General features: G+C 52.1%; 22 protein-coding genes and 1 pseudogene. 5 read left to right on the top strand and 18 right to left on the bottom strand.

Annotated elements, in window-relative coordinates; translation table 11 throughout:
- Nucleotides 1–583: 583 nt before the first annotated feature.
- A complete protein-coding gene (locus IBT54_RS18360) occupies nucleotides 584–1,174 on the bottom strand; it encodes a DUF2913 family protein (RefSeq protein WP_201252651.1) in 591 nt (196 codons plus the stop codon).
- A gap of 135 nt (nucleotides 1,175–1,309) precedes the next feature.
- Between IBT54_RS18360 and IBT54_RS18355 the strand changes: the two genes are divergently transcribed.
- The gene (locus IBT54_RS18355; protein WP_201252650.1) at nucleotides 1,310–2,263 is read left to right on the top strand and encodes an Rpn family recombination-promoting nuclease/putative transposase; all 954 of its coding nucleotides are present in this window, start codon (nucleotides 1,310–1,312) and stop codon (nucleotides 2,261–2,263) included.
- A 206-nt stretch (nucleotides 2,264–2,469) separates the two neighbouring features.
- Here IBT54_RS18355 and IBT54_RS18350 read toward each other — a convergent pair whose 3' ends face one another.
- A complete protein-coding gene (locus IBT54_RS18350) occupies nucleotides 2,470–2,634 on the bottom strand; it encodes a hypothetical protein (RefSeq protein WP_201252649.1) in 165 nt (54 codons plus the stop codon).
- An 811-nt stretch (nucleotides 2,635–3,445) separates the two neighbouring features.
- The gene (locus IBT54_RS18345) at nucleotides 3,446–3,703 is read right to left on the bottom strand and encodes a hypothetical protein (RefSeq protein ID WP_201252648.1); all 258 of its coding nucleotides are present in this window, start codon (nucleotides 3,701–3,703) and stop codon (nucleotides 3,446–3,448) included.
- Nucleotides 3,704–4,664: 961 nt separating this feature from the next.
- Here IBT54_RS18345 and IBT54_RS18340 point away from each other — a divergent pair.
- Nucleotides 4,665–5,715: pseudogene (locus IBT54_RS18340) on the top strand (IS110 family transposase).
- A 988-nt stretch (nucleotides 5,716–6,703) separates the two neighbouring features.
- Here the strand turns inward: IBT54_RS18340 and IBT54_RS18335 are convergent.
- From IBT54_RS18335 to IBT54_RS18325, 3 genes are read right to left on the bottom strand one after another with little or no spacing between them, the layout of a single operon-like run.
- On the bottom strand, nucleotides 6,704–7,417 hold the full coding sequence (locus IBT54_RS18335) for an isochorismatase family protein (RefSeq protein ID WP_236263490.1): 714 nt from the start codon (nucleotides 7,415–7,417) through the stop codon (nucleotides 6,704–6,706).
- Nucleotides 7,418–7,469: 52 nt separating this feature from the next.
- On the bottom strand, nucleotides 7,470–8,627 hold the full coding sequence (locus IBT54_RS18330; RefSeq protein WP_201252647.1) for an alpha/beta fold hydrolase: 1,158 nt from the start codon (nucleotides 8,625–8,627) through the stop codon (nucleotides 7,470–7,472).
- A 32-nt stretch (nucleotides 8,628–8,659) separates the two neighbouring features.
- Complete coding sequence (locus IBT54_RS18325) at nucleotides 8,660–9,511, bottom strand: aldo/keto reductase (RefSeq protein ID WP_201252646.1); 852 nt, start codon at nucleotides 9,509–9,511, stop codon at nucleotides 8,660–8,662.
- A 144-nt stretch (nucleotides 9,512–9,655) separates the two neighbouring features.
- On the opposite strand from IBT54_RS18325, the gene IBT54_RS18320 reads away from it, so the two are divergent.
- Together IBT54_RS18320 and IBT54_RS18315 are read left to right on the top strand one after the other, a co-directional pair.
- Nucleotides 9,656–10,588: an AraC family transcriptional regulator gene (locus IBT54_RS18320; protein ID WP_201252645.1), complete on the top strand. Its 933-nt coding sequence runs from the start codon at nucleotides 9,656–9,658 to the stop codon at nucleotides 10,586–10,588.
- 992 nt (nucleotides 10,589–11,580) lie between these two features.
- Nucleotides 11,581–11,988 (top strand): DUF3742 family protein, encoded by a 408-nt coding sequence (locus IBT54_RS18315; RefSeq protein ID WP_201252644.1) that lies wholly within the window; start codon nucleotides 11,581–11,583, stop codon nucleotides 11,986–11,988.
- Between the two features lie 27 nt (nucleotides 11,989–12,015).
- Here IBT54_RS18315 and IBT54_RS18310 read toward each other — a convergent pair whose 3' ends face one another.
- Genes IBT54_RS18310 through IBT54_RS18290 form a run of 5 tightly spaced genes read right to left on the bottom strand, consistent with a single transcriptional unit; the run spans nucleotide 12,016 to nucleotide 16,736 of the window.
- Nucleotides 12,016–13,524: a conjugal transfer protein TraG N-terminal domain-containing protein gene (locus IBT54_RS18310; protein WP_201252735.1), complete on the bottom strand. Its 1,509-nt coding sequence runs from the start codon at nucleotides 13,522–13,524 to the stop codon at nucleotides 12,016–12,018.
- Entirely contained in the window at nucleotides 13,524–13,904 is a 381-nt protein-coding gene (locus IBT54_RS18305; RefSeq protein WP_201252643.1) for a hypothetical protein, read from the bottom strand. Before IBT54_RS18305 ends, IBT54_RS18310 begins: the two co-directional genes overlap by 1 nt.
- Nucleotides 13,904–15,358 carry an integrating conjugative element protein gene (locus IBT54_RS18300; protein WP_201252642.1) on the bottom strand — a complete coding sequence of 485 codons (1,455 nt, stop codon included), beginning with the start codon at nucleotides 15,356–15,358 and terminating at the stop codon, nucleotides 13,904–13,906. The genes IBT54_RS18305 and IBT54_RS18300 overlap by 1 nt, the downstream gene beginning before the upstream one ends.
- Nucleotides 15,359–15,366: 8 nt before the next feature.
- Nucleotides 15,367–16,344: a TIGR03756 family integrating conjugative element protein gene (locus tag IBT54_RS18295; protein ID WP_370585144.1), complete on the bottom strand. Its 978-nt coding sequence runs from the start codon at nucleotides 16,342–16,344 to the stop codon at nucleotides 15,367–15,369.
- On the bottom strand, nucleotides 16,341–16,736 hold the full coding sequence (locus IBT54_RS18290) for a TIGR03757 family integrating conjugative element protein (RefSeq protein WP_201252641.1): 396 nt from the start codon (nucleotides 16,734–16,736) through the stop codon (nucleotides 16,341–16,343). The genes IBT54_RS18295 and IBT54_RS18290 overlap by 4 nt, the downstream gene beginning before the upstream one ends.
- Before the next feature lie 233 nt (nucleotides 16,737–16,969).
- Between IBT54_RS18290 and IBT54_RS18285 the strand changes: the two genes are divergently transcribed.
- On the top strand, nucleotides 16,970–17,566 hold the full coding sequence (locus IBT54_RS18285) for a hypothetical protein (protein WP_201252640.1): 597 nt from the start codon (nucleotides 16,970–16,972) through the stop codon (nucleotides 17,564–17,566).
- 177 nt (nucleotides 17,567–17,743) lie between these two features.
- Here IBT54_RS18285 and IBT54_RS18280 read toward each other — a convergent pair whose 3' ends face one another.
- The 7 genes from IBT54_RS18280 to IBT54_RS18250 are packed head-to-tail and all read right to left on the bottom strand — an operon-like array spanning nucleotide 17,744 to nucleotide 24,891.
- Entirely contained in the window at nucleotides 17,744–18,139 is a 396-nt protein-coding gene (locus IBT54_RS18280; RefSeq protein ID WP_201252639.1) for a hypothetical protein, read from the bottom strand.
- Nucleotides 18,136–21,000 carry a conjugative transfer ATPase gene (locus IBT54_RS18275; protein WP_201252638.1) on the bottom strand — a complete coding sequence of 955 codons (2,865 nt, stop codon included), beginning with the start codon at nucleotides 20,998–21,000 and terminating at the stop codon, nucleotides 18,136–18,138. Before IBT54_RS18275 ends, IBT54_RS18280 begins: the two co-directional genes overlap by 4 nt.
- On the bottom strand, nucleotides 21,000–21,416 hold the full coding sequence (locus tag IBT54_RS18270; protein WP_166935535.1) for a TIGR03751 family conjugal transfer lipoprotein: 417 nt from the start codon (nucleotides 21,414–21,416) through the stop codon (nucleotides 21,000–21,002). Before IBT54_RS18270 ends, IBT54_RS18275 begins: the two co-directional genes overlap by 1 nt.
- A gap of 11 nt (nucleotides 21,417–21,427) precedes the next feature.
- Nucleotides 21,428–22,963, bottom strand: a complete 1,536-nt coding sequence (locus IBT54_RS18265; protein WP_201252637.1) for a TIGR03752 family integrating conjugative element protein — start codon at nucleotides 22,961–22,963, stop codon at nucleotides 21,428–21,430.
- A complete protein-coding gene (locus tag IBT54_RS18260; protein WP_200547418.1) occupies nucleotides 22,953–23,873 on the bottom strand; it encodes a TIGR03749 family integrating conjugative element protein in 921 nt (306 codons plus the stop codon). Before IBT54_RS18260 ends, IBT54_RS18265 begins: the two co-directional genes overlap by 11 nt.
- Nucleotides 23,873–24,529 (bottom strand): PFL_4703 family integrating conjugative element protein, encoded by a 657-nt coding sequence (locus IBT54_RS18255; RefSeq protein ID WP_200547419.1) that lies wholly within the window; start codon nucleotides 24,527–24,529, stop codon nucleotides 23,873–23,875. Before IBT54_RS18255 ends, IBT54_RS18260 begins: the two co-directional genes overlap by 1 nt.
- Nucleotides 24,526–24,891, bottom strand: a complete 366-nt coding sequence (locus IBT54_RS18250; protein WP_200547420.1) for a TIGR03750 family conjugal transfer protein — start codon at nucleotides 24,889–24,891, stop codon at nucleotides 24,526–24,528. The genes IBT54_RS18255 and IBT54_RS18250 overlap by 4 nt, the downstream gene beginning before the upstream one ends.
- Nucleotides 24,892–24,897: the final 6 nt, after the last annotated feature.

The raw sequence follows: 24,897 nt of genomic DNA, 5'->3' as shown, positions 1-24,897 counted from the left end.
TTAGGGTTATATGAAGTCAGGATCCGGTGCGGGATCCTTGCCGCTGATAGATCCTGCCCGGCCTGACAGTTTTTGTACGAAAAGCGGGCAGCGCTACGTGAATTCTGGCGGGGTTACCCTCTGCTTCTTTCTCAGAATTTACGTAGCACTGCCTGTAAGTTTTAGCTGGGGTCAGCCAGATTTGTGCACCAGGACAATGGCGAATGGCCTGGAAAACGGGAAATGAGCAATATCGACTGGCTTCAGATGCATAAGGTTCTCTGACAACTCAACGCCAGCGACTGAACGAAATGTGGAGCAGTGTCTATTTAGCGGGGGCTCATAAAGCATGTTCGTGGCGGGTAATGCTACTTTCCCGCCTGGTGAGAAGCGGCTACAGGTACTGGTGCCTTTAATGGCTCTCTTATGCGCACCTCGTGTTTACACAAACGTTACGCTGTAACGAAATATATTTACTCACCGCTGTTTATGCACCCTACTCTCTTCTTTGTATGCTATCCACTGTAATCAGCAGATGCCGTTTTATTGGCCTGTTTCAGATGTTATTCAGCATGACTTATCTTGTATAGTCGCTAATTTATCCTTAATTTTCAGTATGTAGCGTAAAAAGATTTTTTAGCTCATCATTGTGCTCTGTGACAAACTTCCATCCACAGCGGTCAAAAAGCTGCTCAAGGCCAGCTACGTTTCCTGTAAGGCGCGCTTTAAGTGGGTTTACCTGACGGCCTTCGGCGTCAAACGCCGCGGCCAGGCTGGTTTGCGAGACAAATATGCCGTTCACACTGGAATTCAGGTTTATTGCGTCACGTCCCGACCACTCCCTGTCAGTGAGCAACCGGTAAATCCAGCCCATATCTTTTGCGGCTTCCATTATAAAGGTAAGGCGACCGAGAGCGTTCTGTTCAGTAAGCGTGCCGGAACAGGATTGCCATAGATAGTCCAGCTTGTCAGCCAGCTTCGCATTAACGCCATACTGACGGCCTTGTTTCAGCAGCCACTCAATGTCTGGATCGACATCTCTGGGAAAGCGATGTTGCTTCAGGGCAGTAGACAGCCAGCGAGTAATAAAGAAGTTCTCCTGTGCGACGGAACGTACGGTTCCGTCTTTTCGGGCCATGGCCAGCGCGATCAGGGCGCACCACGCCAGATGACCAGACTTTTCTGTCAATGACACTGCAGATTTTCCCCGTAAATGCACAGAGCGGTTATTTTAACGCAAATAGTATCAAACAGTTTCGAAAAGTGGTTCCTCGCACAGCGCTTCTGCTGTCATGGTATTATATTCGCGTCATTTAATGAGTCAGTACGGATGAAGAAGAAAAACAGCACGCCCACGCCTCACGACGCGACTTTCAGGCAGTTTCTTACGCAGCCGGAGATTGCCCGGGACTTTATGGAGCTTCACCTTCCGGCAGAGCTGCGCGCACTCTGCGACCTCAGCACCCTGAAGCTGGAGTCTGGCTCTTTCGTAGAGGATGACCTGCGGCAGTACTTCAGTGACGTCCTTTACAGCCTGAAGACTACTGTCGGAGACGGCTACGTTCACGTGCTCATCGAGCACCAGTCCTCCCCGGACCGGCATATGGCTTTTCGCCTGATGCGCTATGCGGTTGCCGCCATGCAGCGCCATATTGAGGCTGGTCATAAGACGCTGCCGCTGGTGATACCCGTGCTGTTCTATACCGGAAAACGCAGCCCGTATCCGTACTCCACCCGCTGGCTGGATGAGTTCGACGATCCGGCAGTGGCTGAGAAGCTATATGGAAGCGCCTTTCCTCTGACAGACATTACCGTTATCCCTGACGATGACATCATGAACCATCGCAGCATGGCGGCGCTCACCCTGTTGCAAAAGCATATCCATCAGCGTGACATGGCTACTCTGACCGATCGGCTGGCTACGCTGCTGATGGCGGACTATCTTTCTTCATCTCAGGTGACAGTGCTGATACACTATTTACTACAGGCGGGAGAGTCGGCCGACTCCGAAGCCTTCGTTCGCGAACTGGCACAGCGTGTGCCGCAACACGGAGACGCACTCATGACCATTGCACAGCAGCTCGAGCAGAAGGGCATTGAGAAAGGGCGCATGGAAGGACGCCAGGAGGGGATTCAGCTTGGCGAGCAGCGAGGTATTGAAAAGGGCGAGCGCGAAGCAACCCTGAAAATTGCGCGAACCATGCTGCAGAATGGCCTTGACCAGAATATCGTCATGCAGATGACAGGCCTGACAGAAGACGAGCTGGCGCAAATTCGCCACTGAGCAGCCCGGCCATTTTTCTGAGTGCTCTTTCAGGTATCCAGATATGCCTTCTGAAGCACCCGGTTCCTTTCGAGAGCAAATGTCTCAAAATTCCAGAAAATTTCTTTATGTTTCCCGTCTGGTGCTGCGAAATTATTTCAACGCCAGGAATGACCCAGGCCTCATGGGCATTACCGATGTCAGTAAAAAACCGACCGGAGGCGGTTTTAGATATCTTTCGCTGGATTTGGGAAATCGACATCTTCATGGAAAGGATTTTTGTCATCTGTTTCGTCTTGTTCTTCTTCCTCATCGTCTTCATCACGGTAAGCCGGGCCTTCAGCTTCGTCAGGCACCGGTTCTATATAATCAGGATCGGGACGTTCAGACATAGTAACCTCAGGTTTTCTGCCGGGGGATTCAACTGTATACGCGAGAACTAAAGAAATGGGGGCTGTTTAACAAGTATGTGAGCTAAGCGTAAATAAATTTATTATTTAGCCGCTTGTGCTTGTGGCAAAGCAGAGAAGTACCAAGATATGAATACAGTATAAAAACAAAAGAAACTCTACCACCAAATTTTGGCCTTGGGAGGGCCGTTTTTTTCAGGGGCATGATAAAAAAATTATCGCCCTGCTTCCAACAACAAATGACTGATTAAGCAGTCAAAAGACTCGTGGTTTTGCATGCATCCTTGCCGTTTTTCCACTTTCTCTCTTAGCTAAATTATAGCTACCTTGCCGGGTTTCGTCCCCATCAACACCGTGATGGCAAACGGTTAGGGAAATCCCGGCTACCGCTTAAAGTTCGCTATGAGCGAACAGCAGACATTTACTGATGACGACTGAAGTTTCATAACATTAAACATAACATTCCGGTCGCGAACTACAACAAAGAAGGCTAACCCACCTGTCTCTCCTGCAAGTCCATGACAAAAACGGGCGAGACGGCTCTTCATGCCTTAGTGTTAACAGGTTCCGGCGTCGCCTCATACCGGCAGGTTACACGCCCGTTTTCAGGACAAAAAAAACCGCTCAGGGCGGGGGAAATTCGTTACAGAGGAATATCTCTGTAAATGATTAGACAGGCAGAAAATATTTAAGTTCTGTAACGACTTAAGGTTTCTCATTCCGGAAGGATTTGGCCTTTTCAGCAGAAGGCCTCAAAGAGAAAACCCGGGCCGCAGGCGCGTTGTCGTGTCGATCAATGCATCTTATCAGCCAGCATCCGTATAGCTTTCTGACAGCGCAGCCGGATTACGGGGTCTTCAGTATGCAAGCTCAAGCGATACAGCGAGCAGATGATGTCCTGTAGCTGCTTGCTTCCCCCGTCCTCAACCAGCTCCAGAACCACCTGGCCGATTAACGCCCTGATTTCCTGTTTTTCTGCTTCGCTAATTTTACGTTCCTCCAACCTCATGATGCCGTGACAGAAGCAGGCATGATCCTCACCATCTGGCATGACCGGCTCCCTGAGCATTTTCAGCTTTCCATAAAGGAAAACCCGGCTGTCAGAAAAAAGCTCCCGTAAGAAGGAAGCCGTAAAAATGATTCATTGTTTAACTTCCCTGGTGTGGGCTGTGTGATTATCGGTCGGGCTTATAAAAATTTAGCGCCGGCGAACAGGTGAAACACACAAAAAACCCCGCCATCTTTCGCGGGGTGAACCAGAGATAAGATTCAAAATTGTTACCCGACCGGAACCAGCAGGAACCGATCCCCTTAATCTTGGAAAGAAATGCATCGCGCTACAAGCAAGGCGGCACAGAGAGGCCTGCCGGGTTTCATCTTAGCTGCCCAGGGTGTCGTATTTAACATAAGAGTTATTAGACCTTCCTACGCAGAGCGCCTCAGCGCGTTTCTGCCGTGAGCCGGCCGTTTCCGGCACCTTTTTATGCCTGTATCGTGAAAAACTCCCGTGACCATTTCTGGGCGGCTGCATGGCTATGCACTGTTAACTGATCTCTGCAGATTAGTACATGCCGATGTTAGCAACGTCCGCTATTGGCACAAAGCGGACATAGAGACTAATCAGTGTTTCCGTTTGAGCATTTAAGACTGACGAGCAGTGCGCAGCCGGCTTTCCGTATGCCGCGCTGCGGCATGAAGACGCCATCCGGTGCTACATATCACTTTGCAGCCGAACTGCGCCAGTAGCTCGGCGCAGCCGCCCTTTCCCCTCATATCCTGCAAATTCAACCACGCCCTTGTATCTAACATTATGTAGTGCTTAGCTACCATCACATGAAGCGGAGTGAGCCAGCCCATTCCCTGAGGACGGTAAATTACCGTATCCTGTCTGGCAGCTTACGGCCCTCCGCTTCACCTTTCAAGCCAGCACATTTTGTTGAACGGTTACCAGGAGCACGACTCCGTATGTACAAGGCGAACAGGCGTGACGGTCAAGGTGAGGGAGAATGATGATGTTTCCTGTAGGCATAGACGTAAGCAAAAGTACCCTGAACATCTGTATACTTTACGATGGAGTGAAGGGGCGTATACGGACAAAAAAGATAAAGAATGATCGCAGCGCGGCGGGCAATGTATTTCGCTGGCTGCACCTGCAGCACTGCGGACCTGAGGACGTTCACTTGATTATGGAAGCAACCGGCGTATATCACGAACGGCTTGCATTGTCCCAGCATGAGGCGGGCGCGTACGTTTTGCTGGCTAACCCGCACCGCAGCCGGGATTTTGCCAGGGTTATGAGCATTCTGACCAAAACGGATAAGTCGATGCATATATGCTGGCCTGTTATGCCTGCTGAAAAACCCTCTCCGCTGGGTCCTACCTTCTGCTGAAGTCAGGCATCTCAGTGCACTTCTTCGCCGTCGCGATGTGCTGCTGAGCGACGCTTTATGCGAAGAGAACCGGCTCGAGAAGTATCAGAGCACGTAAACGCCAGCTGACGTTATCAGCTCGTACCTGCGCATGGTCAGGCTCCTCCGGGAAGAGGTGAAAGCCACTGAGCAGCTGATTGAAACTCACATCACAACGCACGCATCGCTGCAGCACCACTATGACCTTCTGGTGTCGCTCTTGGCCGTTGGTCATCAGTTGAATATGAACATGTTTATCATTATGCGGAGTCATGTTTTTGAGTCAGTAAGCCAGGTTACTGCGTTTATGCGCGTAGTCTCCGTTGAAAAAAGATCAGGAACTTCTGTGCGTGGTAAAGTCAGGATGTCTAAAAACGGATCACTCCAGCTGCGCGCAAAGCTGTATATAGCCGCACTATGTGCCAGACGCTGTAATAAGAGGATGCGCAGCTTCTATGAAGAGCTTTTACAGCGAGGCAAGCCCAGAATGGTGGCGATTGGGGCAGTAATGCGAAAACTGGTTCATTGGTACTATGACGTACTTACATCCGGAAAACGTTTCAAATCTGATTCTGAACTGACTGCTGGAATCGGCTCTTCGTGGGGTATTCATGCTGATAGCACAGATAACAGATACCCATTCCGCTCCCGATGATAATCATCTTCAGCGCTTCGGGCACGTGTTGTCGTGGCTTGAACAGAGGGGGCCGGCTGAGTGGTGATCTGACGGAAGGGGGCTGTGATGAGGGATACGTACAGATAGCTGTGAAGCTGGAAGAACAGGCTTACCCCACCCTGCTGCTGCCCGGTAATTCAGACGATCAAAGCTGTATGCGACAGACGTGGGGTAACGAACGCGGATTGCCTGACTCATCGGGAAAGTTGCCGCACTTCAGCTATAACGCAGGCGTAATATACCTGGCGGACGTGGGCTTAACCGTCAGCGAACAGAGCTACGGATTATTTTTGAAACGTATGAGATGGCTGGAAAAGTGACTTAGCGAGGCTGATGATGCTCCGGCTCTGCTGTTTGTTTACCATCATATTCTTCCTTCCGGTATACCCACTCTTGATGAAACGATATGCAGGGGCCTGAGTGAGCTCAGGAACCAATAAGAAGTTATCCTGAACGGCCATTGGCTGTTTTTGCAGGACACTTTCATCACCCTGTCGCGGGCACCATTGCTGGGATTCCGGCAAGTATCCAGCAAATCCTTTATGGTTCGGGTCAGCGAGTGTTTCGCTCGTAAGTAAAATCCCAATGATGATGATTCATTTGTATGAACAGAGGAAACTTCGCAGCCATCATATCTGTGTCTGAAAATTTATAATTATTTGTTAAATGGCATCCGTTTCCTAAATCCTCTTTTCCGGCGCAGGCCTGTCCGGGTTAAGCATAAGGTCCGCTTTGAGCGTTCTGGGGACATTGCTAACCTCGAAGTTTATTAAGCAGTGGGGAGCAGATCAAAGGGAGAAAATATAAGCTTTTAATGATGATGAAAGCTGCCACTGAATATCGTCAACACTGCGACATCTTTTAAATATAACTCGAGAAGATTTACATGTTACAGGTTAATTATAGCTGGCTGTTAACTATGTTTTATGCGAAGCAGCCCAAAGGCTGCTCTGCTATAAAACAGGCGTCAGGCTTTAATTGATGTAATCACAGACAGAATTGTCTTACCGGGCTCCTGAGAAAAATCTGGAGCAAGCTGGGCAGCAAGAGTGCTTAAAGAGGTAATAACACCTCCGGCCTGCTCAGCCTGCCTGAGCGCTGCGTCTTCTGTTCTCGAAGACCGGCTACCGATGCAGTCTACAGGAATGAATACATTGTAACCCGCCTGAATTCCTCCCAGGGATGTAAGTAAGACAGCCACTTCAGCAGTGTAGCCAGCCACTATAAGGGTTTTTCGGCCAGAATGTTTAATGGCGTCAGTAATCTCGGAAACCTGAAATGGGTCGGCTATTTTACGAAAAATGGTGTTGTGCGTATCGGCATATTCCCTGAGCGAAGCTACCAGCTCTCCCGGTTTACCATTTTGAGTAACCGTCAGAAAGTATGAAGGTGCGGAAACAGCTTTTGCACATTTTGCAAGCCCCCCCACATTTGCAGTCAAAAACTCAGGAGGCAGCGTATTACATGTACTTACAAGGCCGGGGTGTAAATCAGCAAAGATAAAAATTGCATCATCTTTTATAACGCTGAATCTGTTAGTCATTTCTCGGCCTCCTGATAATTCGGGGTTATTAAGGTTTTTCTTTTCTTTATTTGCAGTTGCAGTTGCAGTTGCGGATACACCTAAAACTGTTGCGCCCAGCAATGCACTACCTACATTAATAAAATTTCTACGCTGCATTTTAACTTTCTCCACTGGCCAGTTTAGGAAGGAACGGATGAGTCTGATGTTGTCATTGTACTCTCTGATGAAAATGATACTGTTGTGTGCCGTCCAGGGCTCTGGAGTGAAGAAAGTTTTCTACAATATCTGCTATCCGTTGATTATTCTTATCTGCAAACGAAAAATGGGTGTTCCCGTGTATCCCATGCTCGGGAAGAATAAAGAGCGTAGCCTGCCCACCATGTCGGTTAAGAGTATCAACGAACTGCTGCGCACGTATTTCATTAACGCGCCAGAGTTCCTCACCAAAAATCTCACTCTCAGACCGTACAACGTTGTCCCCGATGATGACCATAACGGGGATAGCTGTTAATGCTCTAAACCGCTCAGGGGAAACAACCTGCGGAGCTGTTGCTTTTCCTACAAACGCAATTGAGGTTTTAACATTTTGAGGGAGGTCATTCGAAGGGAACGCAAACGCCCCTGGCTCGAAAGCAATAATGCTTCGAACCAATTTCGGAGACTCCATTGCAGTCTCCCATCCATACTGTCCGCTCAGTGAGTGAGTCATCAGAATGGCAGGTCCCGTTTGTTTCAACAAAGCAGTCATGGATTTTGCCATAAATTGTCTCTCCTGAATATCCGGTGAGGGTTCCGGCCCGGTATTGGGGGTCTGCCATCTTAAAAATTGCTCAATGGCACGCTCGTTTTGAGGGAATTGAGAGTCGTTGAAAAAAGCCGGTTTTTGAGGCGGGAGCCATTTACCCAGCCTGAACGTATTCCATGCGATGGATTCTTTATGGTCAGTGGGAATATCTGATACTGCGGGGGCCGGTTCTGTTCTTCCTGCCCTCCCACGGCGCGGCTGGTCAATTATAAAAACTGGCCAGTGTGCGCGGGTGAAAATTTGCCAGAATCCGTCACGTCCATCAGGCGTTGACTCCCACGATTTGCCTGATTGACCTCCACCATGCCACATCACTACAGGAAGGCTATGACTGCTTTGAGGAATAAAATACTGAGCATAACCATGATCGTAATGGAAAGTATTACCATCTTTATCCGTTTCGGTTTTTCCCGCAAACATCAGGCTACCCATGTCTGTCAGCACAATGGGAGGACGTGCTGCTTTATCGGCGAGCGAGATCTCTGCTGCGTTGCAAACCGTTGGCTGCAGCAGAGCTGCGGCCATCAATGGCAAAATTGAAGCAACAAATTTTTTATTCATTATAAGGCCGCTTAGTTTCGGAGAATTGAAATTCAGGTATTAAAAATTTTCGTGCCAACGGTTTTAATTCGCTCAGGATCGGTATGCGCGGTAAACAACGTTTCACCGGTTTCAAGCTGGCTGATTTTCTCCATATCAACATCGCTGATTGAGAAATCGAATACGTTAAAGTTTTCGCGGATGCGCGGCAGATTAACTGACTTAGGTATAACGATAACATTACGTTGTATCAGCCAGCGCAGAACAACTTGGGCTACGCTTTTATTATAAAGCTGTGCTATCGAGACAAGCAGCGGATTGCTGAACAGGTTGTTTTTTCCTTCAGCAAATGATGCCCAGGATTGTGCCTGTACGTTCATACTCTGCATGAACGCAACGTTTTGCCCCTGCTGCAAGAAAGGATGCATTTCAATCTGATTGACAGCTGGCGTAATACGATTAAAGGTTGCCAGATCGGTCAATCGGTCTGGAGCAAAATTACTCACGCCAATAGCCCTGATCAAGCCTTCATCATATAACTCTTCCATGGCGCGCCATGCACCGTGTACATCAGAATAAGGCTGATGGATAAGGTATAAATCCAGATAATCCAGCTTAAGACGATCAAGCGCTCGCAGAAATGCGCTGCGGGCTTTTTCATACCCAGCATCCTGTACCCATAATTTGGTAGTGATAAACAATTTATCACGCGCTATTCCGCTTTGCTGAATGGCTGCGCCAACGGCGGTTTCATTCTCATAAGCAGCAGCAGTATCAATAAGACGGTAACCCGTCTGAAGTGCGCCCAAAACGGCTTCCTGACATTCTTTCAAGTCCCGCATCTGATAGACGCCAAACCCGAGTAAAGGCATCTGAACGCCATTATTGAGAGTGGTAAATTTCATGAGCATTTTCCTGACAGTTTAGAAAGAGGTTATCAATTCTCAGCCAATATTGATTCCGTTTATCGACCAAAAGCATTGCTATTTTACAATGGCACGATTAGCATATTAATAATGTATAGTCTAAAAAACTTTACTTGGAGTCTAATGGATCCCTTTTCTGATGTTTTGAGTCTGCTGTCTGCACGCAGCTATGTCACTGCAGGTCTTTCCGCCGGCAACCACTGGGCTATGTCTTTTCCCGGGTATAATGGACTCAAGTTCCTTTTTATAAAAAAAGGGATGTTCTGGTTCAGGCTGGAAGCGAAACCTGAGTGGACGCTGTTAAGTGCGGGGCAAGGTCTCGTTCTGACCCGCTGTGCCCGCTTTTTGATGGCGACGGACCTTAACAGCCCCCCAGCTGAGTCCTCTGAGGGAAAAAGGCCTCGCGTCAGCGAGACCGTCAACTATGGAGGTGACGAAAATCTACTGCTGGCTGGAAAGATGGAAATTGATCTTACTTCGTCAGATATTCTTCTTAACGGCCTGCCGCTTGTTCTTCATTTTAATACGCAGACCGATGAGAGCTCTGCACTGAGCACGCTTATGTCGCTGTTATTTAGAGAAAAAGTAGCAAATAAGCCAGGTTCTGTTCAGGCCTGTGACTACCTTATGCATCTGATCATGATTGAGGTCCTGAGAAGTGGATATGAAAAGTCATCTAACGGCAGCAGAGTCATCGAAAAATTCAGTGATGCCCGTATAAACAAGGTACTTAGCGCAATTCATCAGGAACCTGAAAAGAACTGGAACTTGCTTGAGCTGGCAGCAATATCTGGTATGTCACGAGCTGGCTTTTCAAAAAAATTCAGGGAAGCAACGGGCATAACGCCTCTTCTGTATCTAACGAATTGGCGTATGCGGCTTGCGAGTAAATCCCTGAGATATACTCGTGAGTCTGTAAAAATGATTTGTTTTAAGCTGGGTTACAGTTCCGAGAGTACCTTTAGTACCGCCTTCAAAAGAGTTTATGGCGTCGCGCCTAGAATTTACCGTGATCAACACTTTCAAGTAGGATTGAAAAAGACGAATAAATCCTAGTCCTTCCCCACATAGGCGGTTCATTAGTTAACGGAACTTCACGGCTTTTTATCAAACTTTATTTAGCCAAGGTGCGGGGATAATTCATGTTTGTATCACAGCGCCCCGAAAGAGATCTCACCAGGGGCGTGACTAAAATTATTGAAGCGGTTTTTACGTCATATAACAGCGCTAAAATTTTTAATTGGTGCCTACTCAACCGGTACACATTGATGTAAGCCACGTCAGCCTTTGACACACAGCGGACATAATGTTTCCCGGGAAACCCTACTCAACGCGACTCCGGTGGGCGAGCAGTGCGCAGTCACCTTCTGGATGACGCGTTAGCGTCATGGAGGCACCAGATGACGGTGCATGTAACTCAGATGATAAACGGCACCGTAAGCCCGGCGTAGCCGGTTTATGACGTATATTATCTGCTAATTCAGCCTCTGCCCTGATTAGCCTGGCCCCGCTACCAGCAATGAAGAAGTTTTTGTAACCCCTTTAACCTCGATGAGCGGGCTTTGCGGCGCGTGCGACGTAATGGGCGTGATTTCCGGGGCCTTGGCGGCGGCAGCTTGCTGCTGACGCTTGGGGGGGTGTCAGATATAATTTTAGCGACAGGTACGGAACTTAACACGGTAGCTGCCAGACGCCGTTCAAGCAGCGGCTATTCAGGCGCACAGAAGCCAGCCGGTCGCAGACGAAAGAAAGAGCCAGCGGCACACTGACAGCAACTCTACACTCACTAGTTACAACACTCATTTATCAGCCTCCACTGATCCGGCCCTGCGGGCCGGGCGGCGGCGGCTGGTCAGGAGGGGCAACCGGGGTGCAGGTACGGCGCGGGTCCTGGTGGAGAGGGGCGCGGGGTTCTTGGTTTTGCACGGTGTTGGTGTTAATAGGAGTATTAATGTGTGTTGTAACTATAAGCTGGTGTCTTTACTCAATGTGCAATTCTGGTTAACTTTCGGTATCGTCAGCTTAAGACAAATTCAATTGAGGTGCGTATGAGTTCAACCGCATATGCTCGCGGAACAAAAGCTGCGTCTGTCTGGAAGCACTTATCTCGTGTCTACTTTGATGCTGATGACCGCTTTGCTGCCTGGGCTGAAAGGAAAAAGATACCGGCATCGATAGGAAAATCTGTTGTGCCCGTTTCTGTTCTTTTACTAATGACGCTGGCCATCGTTGCAGGATTTGCATTCGCCGCCGTAATCATAATTGTTGCTGCTTTTGTTTATATGGTTCGCCACATCCAGCTAAGTGGATCAGATGATTTGGATTCTACGTCATCTAACAGCTCCTGTGCTGCAGGCGGGCAATTCAGAAGCGGCAATGATGGAGAGGGTTTCTACAGCGGTCCTGACGACATTACGGTAACGGCTTCAAGGTTAGACAGAGAGGACGACGATTAGTCGATGCTAAACTAATCGTCGGTTTGATTAGATTTTCACTGCCCCTTTTGCCTTCTCAACAGCTTCTCCCCCACTCTTTTGAACCTGAGAGGTTCCACTTTTAAATGCACCGTCTAAAGTGCTGCCTATTCTGATTCCTGCCCATGACAGCGCCCCCATCCAGAACGCTGGCAGTACCAGAAACATCGTGGCCATAACAAAGTTCATGATAAGGTCATCCGAACTGTTCTGAAAACCCGCCATGTTAAAGCTGCTGTGCGTGTCAGAACTGTATAACGCTGTTAGCAGCCAACTGTCGAGCCATCGAGCCAGCTCCCACCAGAACGTCAGGAAGTTAAGGGCAAAAAGCACAAACGTGAGCGTAATGACGGTCTTAATTTCATAGGCTGAGAACGCCAGAATAAGCGGCAGAATCACCACCACCGCCATAAGCAATACAGCCTGCACCATTGGCAGCGCCTGGCGCATGGCATCGAATGCCGGAAACGCTGCCAGACTGCCTAACGCGGTGCCGCCGATCGCAGCCACGCGGGCTACGGAGTTATCAAGCGTGAAATCAGCGTTGCCTCCGTAGCCGGCATAGACGTGTCCGCCCTGTGATACTGTCAGACTCTCGGGGCTAACCAGGCGGCGGATAATAGCCTCCTTATAGTCTGCCGAGTTTCCCCCAATCATCGTCATGGCTGCCGACAGACGGGTCCACAATCCCGGGTCAGCCTGTTCGACTACGCGGGCCTGCAGTCCGGTATCCGCTTTATTCCACCATTCGCTGCAGGTCGGGTAGCCACCCCGGCCGGTATCCGGCCTTCCGCTATCGCGGCCTTCGTTCCAGGCAAATTCAGCTCGGGGCGTTTTCGATTGCAGGCTGCCGTAATAATTACTGAGGAAGGTTTTGCTGCCTATCCACTCAATATCGCGCAGCGTCGCTTTGTCTTTTGTCTGCCCCTGATCCTGACGTTTCCACATATACAGCGCGAGCGAATAGCAGTCGTTGGTAAAGTCCTGCAGCTCTTCCGCGAGAGATTTGTTGTTAATTCGCGTGTGCTGCACCTCAAAGCGCAGCTGACGCATGTCCGGGCGGCAGGGGATTGTGGCAACAGACGCCTGCGTAATGCCCTTCGCCAGCTTGTGAATCAGATACCACCAGACCGGCGCGGCAGCCGTCTGATCGTTAATGCTCGATATGACCGGTGAATATCCCGTGTCATCGGGCGCTTTTGGCGTCCACGTCCCGCAGCTCTGCGCACGCGCTGTGTCATATTTTATCGTACTCATATCGACGTTCATCAGCGGCATACAGCAGGCAATCATCACCAGAAAAGACGTGTAAATCGCATGTTCCATGCGGGGTATGGACAGAGCACCTTTATTCCCCTCATCTTCACCTTCCTCACGTACTTTCAGCCAGATGCCGATAAGCCGGAAAGCCACAGGCGCGGCAAACAGGCCGCTTGTGATGAGAATATTCCAGAGTCCGTTGTTAACCACCCAGCCGAGCAGGGTAAGGAAATATTCCAGGTAGCTGTTAGTCAGCATCATGACGCTCCCGTGCCGCCGAGCAGCACCAGTTCACAGACGACGGCAAAAATGACGCTGACAGCCGCAATGCGGATAAGAGGCTGGCGGTGTTGCGGGCCGAAGCCCGGCGCACGAAATACTTTCACAAAACCCCACGCCAGCGCACCATAAACCGCCAGGCGCCATATCAGCCAGCCATAGCGGGCATGCTCCATCCAGTCACTAAATGCAGCGGCCTGAGCAGAATCTTTGATAGCCCGGTCCGCGACGATGAGCCCGGCCAGGAGGAATGCCAGCAGAGCGCCGGCAGTAGACAGCACACGAAACAGCGCGGGGTGCCGGCGGAAAAATGAGGCGCGTTGCGCCCCGTTTTCGGTTTTCACAGGCTGCGCTCTCATCAGTTGCTTTCCGTCTCAGGAACGGCCAGACGGTTAATACGGTTGTCGGTGCTGTCATCGCTCTGCGTCTGCGGGTTACTGTTAACGCGCCCGTTTTCCCGATCGATAATGGTGAGCACAGAATTGCGGGACAGCTCGCGCTTGAGCTCCATTTCGTTGCGTAATGCGGTGATCTCGCGATCGATGGCCGCAACGCGACGATCGCCTTCCTCAATGGCCGCATTCTGCGCGGCAGCGTTAGGCTCTGACATGCCGGTAACGATCATGCGGCGCATAATCAGCGCGGTTTCAACCGTATCCGCCATCGCCAGCTCGCCGGCGAGGCGGGCGGTCAGGGCGGCGTTGTCAGGATCTCTCTGCAGTGCTCTGATGACGCCTGCAGTGATGGGTAAACTGCCGGTTTTGAGTTTTGCCAGGTTCGTCGCGTTGGGCTGCTCGGCGCCGTTAACGAGTTTGACCAGCTGTTCAGTATTCTCTTTGGTGGTCTCTTCCAGAATCGGCGCAAAGCCGGTGCCGGCCTGAGTAGCCCCCGGCTGCTGTTCGTCATCGCCGCTGGTACACTGAGATGCGTCGCTGCAGGTGCGCAGGGAGCTGTCCCCTACTACCTGCACCACGGCTTTGGCCGCTTCTTCAGCGCTGGCATATTTTCCGCAGGCTCCCCCGTTGCAGCTGTTGCTGCTGACTGGGTCAGAGCTCAGTACAGGCAGGCTGTTCATCATATTGAACCCTGCGGCCGTTAAGTCATGCGTTGGCCGGATGGCCTTCTGCCCCTGCCCGCCCCGTTTTTGTCCGCCGATCCAGTTCTGGCCTGAGTTGCCCTGCAGCTTGTCCGCTGAGTTATTCACGCGGACAGCATCAGCGTCTCCACTGTTAACAAGCGATCGGTACTCATCCATTACCGCGCCCTGCGTCCATTTGTTATTGCCGGCAAAATCCATCATGCGCTTCGACATGTTCTGGCAGTTGAGCTGGGCTTTATCAAAAGAGACGTTTGCCTGCAGCACGCCGTTTGTGAGCATGTCGTACAGGCCGGGATTGGCACGCTGGATAATCATTGCCGGCAGGCTGGCGACGGCACCGGTGGCGTTCTGCACCACATCGCCCATGAGGTTTTTAAAGCCGTTTGTTACCCCGTTGAGCTGATTACCGACCGTCGTTTTCAGGTCGAAGTTGCCGCACATCAGGTCGCTGCTCCAGCCAGCGCTCATACCGATTTTACGCATGCTGCTGCGCGTTGCCGGCTGTGAAATAACAGAGCCGCCGCCGAGTGTATAGTAAAGCTTGTCAGAAACCGCGCCGCTGACGTCCTTGCCGTAGCCTATGGCGCTGTTATTCACAGAGGGCAGTGAAATACCGAATGCGCCGGACTGGTTATCATCAGCCGCCTGCGCGGATGCCGCTGCGGACGCGATGCACAGCGCAAGCGCGGCCGATTTAAGTTGAACTGGTGACATTGTGCCTCTCAGAAGTCAGTTGAATAGAGGAAGGTCTGGCCCCGGCGCTTGCAGCAGCTGTAGGGCTGCCATAGCGCATAGGCTTCGTTGCCGTCCTGAGCGATGGGATACGCGCCGTCCGGAAAGACGGCGCAGGAAGCGGAGAGCGTGGGCGACAGGCGCTGCCATTTATGATTCGCCGTGCCCGTGTTTTCTTTCACCTCTCCGGGCGGCCAGTAGCCGGCTTTGTGCGTGCCCTTCAGTATCTGATAAACGTGAGGCTGCCCGGAGCGCGTGATAATGTCGGCGACCCGCTGCGCGACCACGGCGGAGGCTTTGTCATCGTCTGTCTGGCTGACGAAGCCGGAGCGGGGATAAATGTTGCCCCACATGTTGACGCTGGCCTGGCTGCCCAGTTCGCGCTGGCCGGGAACCAGCGCCTCGGGATAGAGCGATTCAGGCAGTCCCGACCGCCAGACAAGTGAATCCAGCGTGCTCAGAAAGTAGGGATTGAATGGCATGGCGGCGGTATCGCACGAATAACCGGCAATGCTGCCGCCAATAACCGAGGTGGCAGGGTGGCCTATCGCATCGGCGTACTTGAATTTGATGTTCGACTTGCGCTGTCCGGGCGTCTTGATATCGGCGGCGTTACCGCCGCCGGCTGGCGCACCGCTGGTTAGCGCGTTATCGATCGTATTGGACGCGCCGCTCATAAACGCCATTTCTGTCCAGGGATTCCCGCCCGGACCGGTGTAGGTAGATACCACCACTTCAGGAATGAAGTGCGTCACCTTAACGGAGGTTTTCACCGAACAGCCAAAGGGCGTGCACATCAGCCAGTAACAGATGCCGCTGACGCGCCAGTTGATGCAGTCCTGGGTGATGGCGCTGGCAATGATGCCGGCAGTATTAATGGCAGAAACCGTGGCCGGAGCCGCAGCTGCTATCAGCACGGTGGCAACACCTGCGGCGCTGAAGTGTGTTCCGGGGGATAAACGCATCATTTAACCCCCTGGCTGCGAAGCGTGGCAGCCTGTGCAACGTCGGAGGTGCCATAAACCACATCCCGATCATCGAAAACGACGGAGGGAAACTTATGTAGCCCGATCTCCCAGGCATGCACAACCTGCCGGTATGCCTGAGCAATCTCCTCCTGCTGTCCAGGCCATTGCGGCGACTGAGTGATTTCGCGGGCCTGCTGAGCGGCCATCTGCGGATCGGCTGCCAGCTGGCCGAAAATGGAGTCCTGCAGGCGGTCGGGGCCATCAAGCCAGACAACCGAGCTTTCTTCAGTCAGATTCTGAGGGGGATGTTCGGCATCGGTATACACAACAGTGCCGGCCATCAGCTGAAACGGTATAAATAGGAAAAGTGAGTGCAGTAGCCTGAGTCGCATAGCGGATCTCCGTTACGGTAACAGGCCGTCAGAGTGGCAGCGCATGGTCAGGCTTTCAGCAGTAAACTCTTTTTCCGATTTTGAAAATTACTAAGGCAGGGGTTAGTGATCCAGTTAGCGGTTGTTGATTGTGTCATCACTGCAATCATGGGGTTAAACTGTGAGCAGCTTTGTGCCGACAGAGGATTTTGATAAATTCTAGCAATATTATTCTTGAAGGAACATCGAAGTTAATGAGCATTCAAAATGGAAAAAAAATTCGGGCACGGATCTTTTTGGCCGCCGCTTTCATCATCACCTCCATACTTACCAGCACTAGTGATGCAGTTATGGAAGCATATCGTGATGTTGTTTCCCAAAATATTTACCCCGTCCTGAATTCATTCAGGTTTCAAATCTATGGCTTCTTTCATCCTCTCCTACAACATCATGACTATCATTTTTCAGTCACGTTCTATATCCCACCATCAGGTGGAAATTCGGGAGGCAGAGAAATGACTGGTGTATCAATCCCGGGTGAAAAGTGTACGCAGCCAGGAGGGCTAACTTCAAGCGAACCATCCAGCCTTAATGATGAAGGCTGGAAAAATAATGTTATTACAGAAGCATACTGTTCAAGCGGCAGAGTGACTGTAGCGCTTATTTCTTTAACTGGAGGGGAAAAGCAAATTATTTATGACGGTGTTTTCCAAGAGGGTAAAAAAATCCCTTTTTCTGGAATCTCTGGAAAATATAATGCGGGAGTGCTACAGCTTCTTTCAACAGACAGAACAGAGCCTATTGGCGAATGGGTACCAGTGAATGAATGTCAAAAGAATGGCACATGCTGATTTATAGTCCCATCTTTTATCTTTAAGTGAAGATGTATTATATGAAATATAATCGGTGCAAGATGAATTCAACTATTCCTCAAACAATGTGTAATCATATTGGGCATTATTGCATACGATTCCCGACCATTAAGCGAAAAAACCGGCCTTCAGGCCGGTTATACACTGACTTTGAACTCATTTCAAAAAAATGTTGTTGATCCAGAGTGTCAGGTAAACCATATCTGCGGCATCAGGTACGTTTACATGCCAGCGCGGCGAATCAAATTCGTGGTCAAGGGGAAGTCCTGCGCGACCTTCCTGCGTTAGCAGAATGTCCGCACGTTTGCCCCTGCTGTCCTCAAGATGAACTGACACGCAGCTGCTCTTGCCGATACGATGAGGGCTACAGGTGATCATAACCGGTGGCAGCAGTCGTGACCGCAGTGCATTTTCCATCGCTGCCAGGCGCTCAGACGTCGTCACTGTCATCGCGGGTTCACCCTGCGGGTGCAGGCTGAACATAACAGGGACAGGCGTTTCATCCGGCGCAGGGCGCTGGGTCAGAGGTTGCGCATACTTGAGCTTAATCATGCGGTCAGCATCTCTCTCTTATCATTGTGTTCGGGCATCCCGGCCGCATCTTCCGTCATCAATCCACGCAGACGATCCAGTTTTTTCGCTACGAGAATAGCAGCATCCAGCTCAGAACAGTTATGTTTACGCATCAGTGCTTTACGTTCGGCTTTTTCTTCTTTCTCTGTCATCCCTAGCGCGAGGTAAAGGCTGGGCGGAACAGCGCGAAACAGCGCTTCAATTTTCTTCGAGAGCACCACGCCTTCGGTATAGCACCGCGACAGCTTACTGGCGGAAAGCAGTACGGCTTTTTGCTCTTCTGAAAGCGTCCGGAATCGGGCAATATCCTCCACCTCTTTTTTTGGCATCGTCAGACAGATCCACCACTCCGCCATATTAAGCATCTTGCCGGCAGCGTTCGGGTAATCCTCAAGGTTCTGTGTGGCAAGCCATAGCCATGCGCCAAGCTTACGCCACATCTTGACCACTTTGGTCATATAGGGGGCAAGAAGTGGGTTAACCGTCACAACGTGCGCCTCATCCACGGTAAAAACGATGTCGCGTTCAAGGTACTGGTCACGTTCAGCAATGTTGTTGATGGTGTTGGTCAGTGACACCATCGTCAGCGCCATCTGCGCCTCGTACCCTTCACGAGCAAGATGCGCGAGATCAATCAGCGTAACGTCAGCCTCCGGCCACAGAGAACCTTCCTGATTAAAGAGCTCTGCCTCAAAGCTCCCCTGTTGCGTGAACATGCCCAGGGATTCGGCCATTTCAGCCGCTTTCGCCCGCCGGGTTTCGTTACGCACCTGTCCGTTGCCGCTTTCAGTCTCCAGTGAAATGGCGTTAAGCGCTTTCTGCAGGTCGCCCGGCAGCATCTGACGGCCTTCTTTCATAGTTTTACGCGCGGCCATAATCAACGCTTCGCGGATCATGGCGCGGTCGGCACGTTTCAGCGCGGCGTCTTCTTTCGGGTCGCCGCCGGTGATCATCATTCGGGCAGAAATCTCCATTTCGCCCAGAATGTCGCGCTTGCCATCCTCTTCATCATCATCCGGATCGTCCTCAATGTCCGGAAGATCGCTCTCATCAATTGCCGGAGCGGGCGCATCGCCGTCAAATAGCTTATGTGCATCAGCGAAGGGGGGCAGCGATACGCCGCTGCCGGGTTTGACGCTGACCTTGTTAACCGTAAGACCAAGACTTTCAAAGTAGTCTGCAGTAAGCCCGAAACTGTTACCGGCTTCTGCAATAAACAGGCGCGGGCGGTGCACTGCCATCAGCTGACAGAGCATTGAGCAGAGCGTGGCGGATTTACCCGCGCCGGTCGGGCCGAACAACAGCATATGCGCGTTCTGGGAGCGGTCATCTTTGTTCAGTGGATCAAAGTCCAGCACATCGCCGCCACGGTTAAAAAAGCTGAATCCGGCATTACCGGTCCCGGTTTCCCGGCCGGTAACGGGCAGCAGCCCGGCAATGTGCTGGACCCATGTCAGGCGGGTATACCAGTTTTTCCTGTCATGCTGCGGGTTAAAGCACATGGGCAGCGCCCGCAGCCAGGTGTTAAGCGGGCCGGTTTCATGCTCAGCACGTACCGGCTGCAGCCCTTCGTTCAGCAGTACTGTGCTGAGCTCGATGCGCTTGCGATGCATTTCGGGCATGTCTTTTGCGCGAAGGATAAACGTGATTGCCGCGCGATAGAGTTTGTGGCGGTTTCCCAGCAGTTCCTTGACGGCGGCGACGTCCTGGCGGACGCGACCGGACTCGGTATTCTCGCCGATGGCGTTTTTCGCCAGGCGGTTAAACTTCTCTTCCAGCGTGTCCTGCGGCTCTGCAACGACCGTAATGCAAAGCATGGTGCCTTCGGGGAAAGTGTCCATCAGCGCGTTGATTTTCTTTTCACCCCGGCTCTTTTCGCCGGTGAGTGTGCCTGGCTCAGGGGGTTTACGCAGGCGCTCCACGGAAATGGCTGAGTGGGCGATGTTATCAAGCCACCACACGCCGTTTTCGACATCTGAGCGTGGTGGCGTGAATAGCAGGGTTTCGGCAAAATCATTCTCTACAGGTATCATGCCTGCAGGCGTGTCGCGGCTGTCTTCATAGGCTGCCGCGCGGTAAAATGCTTCTTTATTCATGCCCTCTGGCGCGGGATTGAACATCCGCAGCAGCCAGGCGTGAACCTGCAAGCCATTCTGGCGTGTGCAGTTAATATTGACACTGGAAAAAGCGCTGCAGAGGCGCTCGCATGCCTGATTCAGCATGCCGATAGGTGACATCAAATCAACGCTGTTTTTAGTCGCCCAGCGGTAGATAACCATCCGCGTGCGTCGCTGTTGCCCTCGCCATGGCTGGCCGGTGATCAGTTTGTCTTCAAACAGACCTTCAGGGCGCGCAATCCCGCGCATATGCTGCTCGGTTTCTTTAAGCCATGCCTCGGTAAACTCGCTGTCCTGCGCGTGCGGTCTTACGTAACCGCGCAGACGGTCAAGGTAGGCATCAACGTTATTCTCGTCCTGACAGTAGAACTGAACGATCCACGGGTTGCTCGCCAGATCGTCAAAGCTGTCCTGCAGCGCATCTTCAACCACGTCACGGATCTGCTCCAGACGCTCGTCAGGTCGCCCTTCGGTTGCCGCCGGCGTCACTTCATAGACGGCCCCCACGGAGATACCATCGTCAAGCAGCAGGCACTGCTCCTCATCCAGAAATTCTGCCCACGGCAGATAATCAACGATGGACGGATTATGCAAATAAACGCGTTTTTCATCGGCCTGTGACATTTTGCCGGGACGGACAACGGGCTCCGGACCGGCCTGCTCAGAAACGTCAGATAAGTGATGGTTTTTTTTAGAGGATTTCCCTTTAAAGAGTCCGAACATTACAGCGCCTCCGTACGTTCGCCTGGCATGGCGTACTGCGTCTGGTCATAGAAGGGGAAAACAGTGCTGTAACCCGGCACGGGGGTGTTACCCTGTGCGAGATGAGGAAAGACGTACATCACCATGTCAGGATTAGGCAGGCGAGGGAACTGCTGGCTGATTTCGGACTCCTGCGTGCGGCTGTAGCTACGATCGTCGTGGAGTGCGGCCTGCTGTTCGCTGTCAGTAAGACCACGGCGCAGCGTGCTGCGTGCTTCACTGCCGCGCGATACACCTGATTCACCGTCGGTGCCTTTCCACAGCTCCAGCATGTTGCTGTTGCCCGGCGGCAGCATTTCATCTTTGTTTGTGGAGCAGCCGGCAAGCGTGCTGGCTGCAATAATCATGAAAATCCCGAATTTTGCAGTAATACCCATGGTCATTCTCCTCAGTCCAGTCCGCCGGTGCTGCCGTCTTCGCCGGGCAGGGTAAAGTCATAACGCACCCTGCGGCCTTTATCTTCGTAATCGATCGCCAGCTCGCGGGTAATATGCACAGCGAGATGCGCTCCGGGCTGAACATAAATTGCATCGAATGTTTGCCCGTAACGCTGCTTAACCCAATCAGTGGTTTCAGACATGCCGCCTGACAGGGCTTTACCCAGGACCGCTTGTCCTGCATCTCCTGTCATGGTTGAAGAGATACCATTTACATTGTTTTGAGTTGTGTACTGCCCCTGACTTAAGCCTTCGCCAGCTGCACCGGCTGCAGATAACCCAAAAATAGTTGGCAGATAGGTAGAAGCATTTGACTTACGTTCTCCACCAATACAGGGGATCCCGTTTTCATCAGAAATCCAGCCGATGCCGCCACTGGTGCCGGTATCTTTCCCGCCGTTCTGGTTGCTGTTATTGCTGCCTTTGCCGCTGCGGTCCGGTTTCGGCAGAGTACGTACAGTGCCGTCGGTGAATACAAACGTGACACTGTTGACCTGGCCGCGCACGCAGGACAGGGTCCAGTCGCCGGAGGCGGTGCCGGAGACGATCGCACCCTCAACGTCCGGCAACTCGATGCCGTTGGCCGTCAGGTTGTCTTTTCCGATGAGTACCTTAAAGGGATACGGGTCGGTTACGGTGCCGTTGATCGGCACGCGACCGAGCAGTGCCGTCATGGCGCGGCTGCCAATCAGCGTGGAGTTTTCCGGTAGTGTATATACCGGCTCGGCCTCCTCTTCTGCGCCTTTCTCAGCGGTTGAACCCTTTACCTGCTGTTCATAGCTGGATTTTTGCTTTGTCAGTGCGTTTTCACTGAGAAATGATGTTGGGAAGCCGGATTCGCCGGTGCTGCTGCTGCCTGCAGCGCCATTTTTCTGCGCTGAAGCCGAAGAGGGACTGTCCTGGGGCGAGACCCACATCAGGCCATCACTACCGGAGGCCGGAGGATTGCTATCGCCAGCACCCATGCCATCAAGGCCCAGACCGAGAGGGATATCGCTGTCAGCACCCTTTGCCTTGTCTGCAATACCCTTACCGGCATTCTGCAGTTTATTCGTGAGCTCATTGATTTTTGACGTCAGGACGTTCTGCTGCTGGCGCATCTGATTTTCACGATCGTGATAGCTTTTCTCCACGCCCTGAACCGCTTCATTAACCTGGCCGGAAACGTTGTTATTGCGATCGCGTAGCTTTTTGTTTTCGTCCAGCAGTCTGGCATTCTGCTTGTTAAGAGAATCCTGCTGCTGACGAACGGCGTTTAGCGAGCCCACGATGGTTTTCAGCGTATCCTGCGGCGTGTCGCCCTCGATGCCGAGCGCTTTGAGCTCTTGCGGAGACAGGTTTTTCAGCGCATCGTCTGTCTGCGCGTGTGTTGCCTGCGCGGCGGGCTCCTGTGGCTTGCTGTTATAACTTTTCACCGCAATGAATCCGCCGCCAACCAGAATGGCCGGAACCAGCACTTTAACCAGTCCGTTTGACTTAATTTTCATAGCGGATCACCTTCTGGGCCGGGCGGGTAGCAGCCTTATGGATTACGGATGGCTCACGTACAAACGCGTCATCAGGACGACCGGCGGTGACCAGGTACAGCGTAGTGGTGTCTTCGGGCGTGCCGGCGGCACCCACCCAGCGGTGCTGGAACGTTGCCGTGACAAACCGGCCCTGCAGCTCACGCGGATCGAGTACAACCTTCTGCGATGAGCTGTTGCGGATCCTCAGCGCAATGACGGTGCGACCGGCCACGCCCCAGCCCGCTACCGGTGACACGGTCACAGGAGCAGAGGGATATAACGTCGTAATGCGTGATGGCAGGTGCGGATTAACGGGATGAATGCCCGGCACGGCTTCAACGGTGCGCACCGGTGCATACAGATTCTGAGCTGCGTAGCGCGTCAGCAGTACCGGAACGGGAGCTTTATAACTCACTTTTTTTCGCTTCGCCTGCGTGCTGTTGCTGCCGCTGGCGGCTTTCTCCCCGGTGCCGGCGGTTGCCCTGCTGAGGGTGCTGACGTCGCCGCTGTAAACGATTTTAACCGGCTCGGCTGACGCGGTGGCCGTTGTATGGACGTCCAGCAGAATAACCTCACCGCTTTCCATGTCCTGCAGCTGCAGGCGCGTCTGAGGAAAATCGCTGTCAGCTTTGAGGTAGACCGCGCCGCCGGTGCTCTGTACGCGCAGTTTGCCGTTCAGTGCCGGCGGAAAACCCACGCGCACGTTTTTATCAACGAAAATCACGCGTTCCTGACCCGTTTTGAGTGGGATCTGCAGCGGCACGCGCTCCCATTTCATCAGCTCGTCCGCCTGCGCCGGTGCGGAAATCATCGCTGCCACCGGCAGCAGGGACAGTGACAGCGCCACAAGGCATGCACGCGATCCTGAGGTAAAAGATGGATTCAACATCAGAACATCCCCTTTCTTTCTGGTTTCGGCTGTTCAGGCGCGGCGGAAAGACGCTGCGGGATGCCTTCATAGCAGTCCAGCGCCATGCCAAATGGATTAGATTCAGAGTCGCCGTCCCAGCGCACGACTTTTAGCGGATAGCGCACCATCGCGCGTTTAACCGGTTCGGTGAGGTAGTACTCGTCGGCAACAAGATCGAGTTTCACCGCCCAGTTATCACGATCGATGACCTTCACGCTCTCACCTGAATAACCACGTCCGGGAATTTCGTAAACGACGCGCACACGGTCGGTTAACTCGTTTTTTTCACCGCGAACCTTTGAATCCTCTTCAAGAAATGCCTTGCACTGTGGCGTCAGGTAAGCTGAAAGCGACTGAATGCGGGCGGGATAGTCCACTTTGCCGTTTTTGGGCCAGGCGTTCAGCTGCTGGAAAATGTAATACGTAAAGCCGTACACGGTCGGAGGGGGGATTTCCCACCACGGGCGCGTGCTGCCCTTGCGCAAATCAGGCGGATTGTGGATGGTCAGCTTTTCAGGTGCCCGCATCCAGCCCCCCATTGCTGTAATTAGTAACAGCAGCAATACGACACAGGCCGCCCGCAGGGTAAAAATATGCTGATCGCGGCCCTTAACCGCGTGGCGAAAACGACTCATCTGATACTCCTGAGGGTTTTGCTGCGTCGCAGGGACCAGCCCCGCGAGTCAATAATCAATCTGAAATCCCCCAATCCCATGCGGCGCTTCTTTAACTCGAATTGCTGCCAGAGATAATTTTCTGGTTTTCCCCGTTTTTTGCTGGCAAGCCATTTGCCGCCAAACGCAATCAATACAAGTGGGAAAAGCAGAGCGCCGGTTGGAATGGCAAGCCAGCCAAAAAGTAACGCGAAGGGCAGGGAAAGTATGAAGCCGGATAAGATGCCAATTAGTGCTGTCAGTCCTAACTCGGGGGTATTAAACCCCCGAAATACGACTGGCTCAGCATTGAGGCGATCCGGTAAAAATTTAATGGTCGCCATCTGGGG

The organism is Pantoea sp. S62, from assembly GCF_016658625.1.
GTDB lineage: Bacteria > Pseudomonadota > Gammaproteobacteria > Enterobacterales > Enterobacteriaceae > Pantoea > Pantoea vagans.
Note: the sequence above shows the minus strand (reverse complement) of the source record. Positions and strands in the feature narration are given on the sequence as shown.

Excerpts from the sequence above, each read along its gene's own strand:
- IBT54_RS18355 (WP_201252650.1), top strand. The coding sequence starts at position 1,310 with ATGAAGAAGAAAAACAGCACGCCCACGCCTCACGACGCGACTTTCAGG.
- IBT54_RS18350 (WP_201252649.1), bottom strand. The coding sequence starts at position 2,634 with ATGTCTGAACGTCCCGATCCTGATTATATAGAACCGGTGCCTGACGAA.
- IBT54_RS18345 (WP_201252648.1), bottom strand. The coding sequence starts at position 3,703 with ATGCCAGATGGTGAGGATCATGCCTGCTTCTGTCACGGCATCATGAGG.
- IBT54_RS18335 (WP_236263490.1), bottom strand. The coding sequence starts at position 7,417 with ATGCAGCGTAGAAATTTTATTAATGTAGGTAGTGCATTGCTGGGCGCA.
- IBT54_RS18330 (WP_201252647.1), bottom strand. The coding sequence starts at position 8,627 with ATGAATAAAAAATTTGTTGCTTCAATTTTGCCATTGATGGCCGCAGCT.
- IBT54_RS18325 (WP_201252646.1), bottom strand. The coding sequence starts at position 9,511 with ATGAAATTTACCACTCTCAATAATGGCGTTCAGATGCCTTTACTCGGG.
- IBT54_RS18320 (WP_201252645.1), top strand. The coding sequence starts at position 9,656 with ATGGATCCCTTTTCTGATGTTTTGAGTCTGCTGTCTGCACGCAGCTAT.
- IBT54_RS18315 (WP_201252644.1), top strand. The coding sequence starts at position 11,581 with ATGAGTTCAACCGCATATGCTCGCGGAACAAAAGCTGCGTCTGTCTGG.
- IBT54_RS18310 (WP_201252735.1), bottom strand. The coding sequence starts at position 13,524 with ATGCTGACTAACAGCTACCTGGAATATTTCCTTACCCTGCTCGGCTGG.
- IBT54_RS18305 (WP_201252643.1), bottom strand. The coding sequence starts at position 13,904 with ATGAGAGCGCAGCCTGTGAAAACCGAAAACGGGGCGCAACGCGCCTCA.
- IBT54_RS18300 (WP_201252642.1), bottom strand. The coding sequence starts at position 15,358 with ATGTCACCAGTTCAACTTAAATCGGCCGCGCTTGCGCTGTGCATCGCG.
- IBT54_RS18295 (WP_370585144.1), bottom strand. The coding sequence starts at position 16,344 with ATGATGCGTTTATCCCCCGGAACACACTTCAGCGCCGCAGGTGTTGCC.
- IBT54_RS18290 (WP_201252641.1), bottom strand. The coding sequence starts at position 16,736 with ATGCGACTCAGGCTACTGCACTCACTTTTCCTATTTATACCGTTTCAG.
- IBT54_RS18285 (WP_201252640.1), top strand. The coding sequence starts at position 16,970 with ATGAGCATTCAAAATGGAAAAAAAATTCGGGCACGGATCTTTTTGGCC.
- IBT54_RS18280 (WP_201252639.1), bottom strand. The coding sequence starts at position 18,139 with ATGATTAAGCTCAAGTATGCGCAACCTCTGACCCAGCGCCCTGCGCCG.
- IBT54_RS18275 (WP_201252638.1), bottom strand. The coding sequence starts at position 21,000 with ATGTTCGGACTCTTTAAAGGGAAATCCTCTAAAAAAAACCATCACTTA.
- IBT54_RS18270 (WP_166935535.1), bottom strand. The coding sequence starts at position 21,416 with ATGGGTATTACTGCAAAATTCGGGATTTTCATGATTATTGCAGCCAGC.
- IBT54_RS18265 (WP_201252637.1), bottom strand. The coding sequence starts at position 22,963 with ATGAAAATTAAGTCAAACGGACTGGTTAAAGTGCTGGTTCCGGCCATT.
- IBT54_RS18260 (WP_200547418.1), bottom strand. The coding sequence starts at position 23,873 with ATGTTGAATCCATCTTTTACCTCAGGATCGCGTGCATGCCTTGTGGCG.
- IBT54_RS18255 (WP_200547419.1), bottom strand. The coding sequence starts at position 24,529 with ATGAGTCGTTTTCGCCACGCGGTTAAGGGCCGCGATCAGCATATTTTT.
- IBT54_RS18250 (WP_200547420.1), bottom strand. The coding sequence starts at position 24,891 with ATGGCGACCATTAAATTTTTACCGGATCGCCTCAATGCTGAGCCAGTC.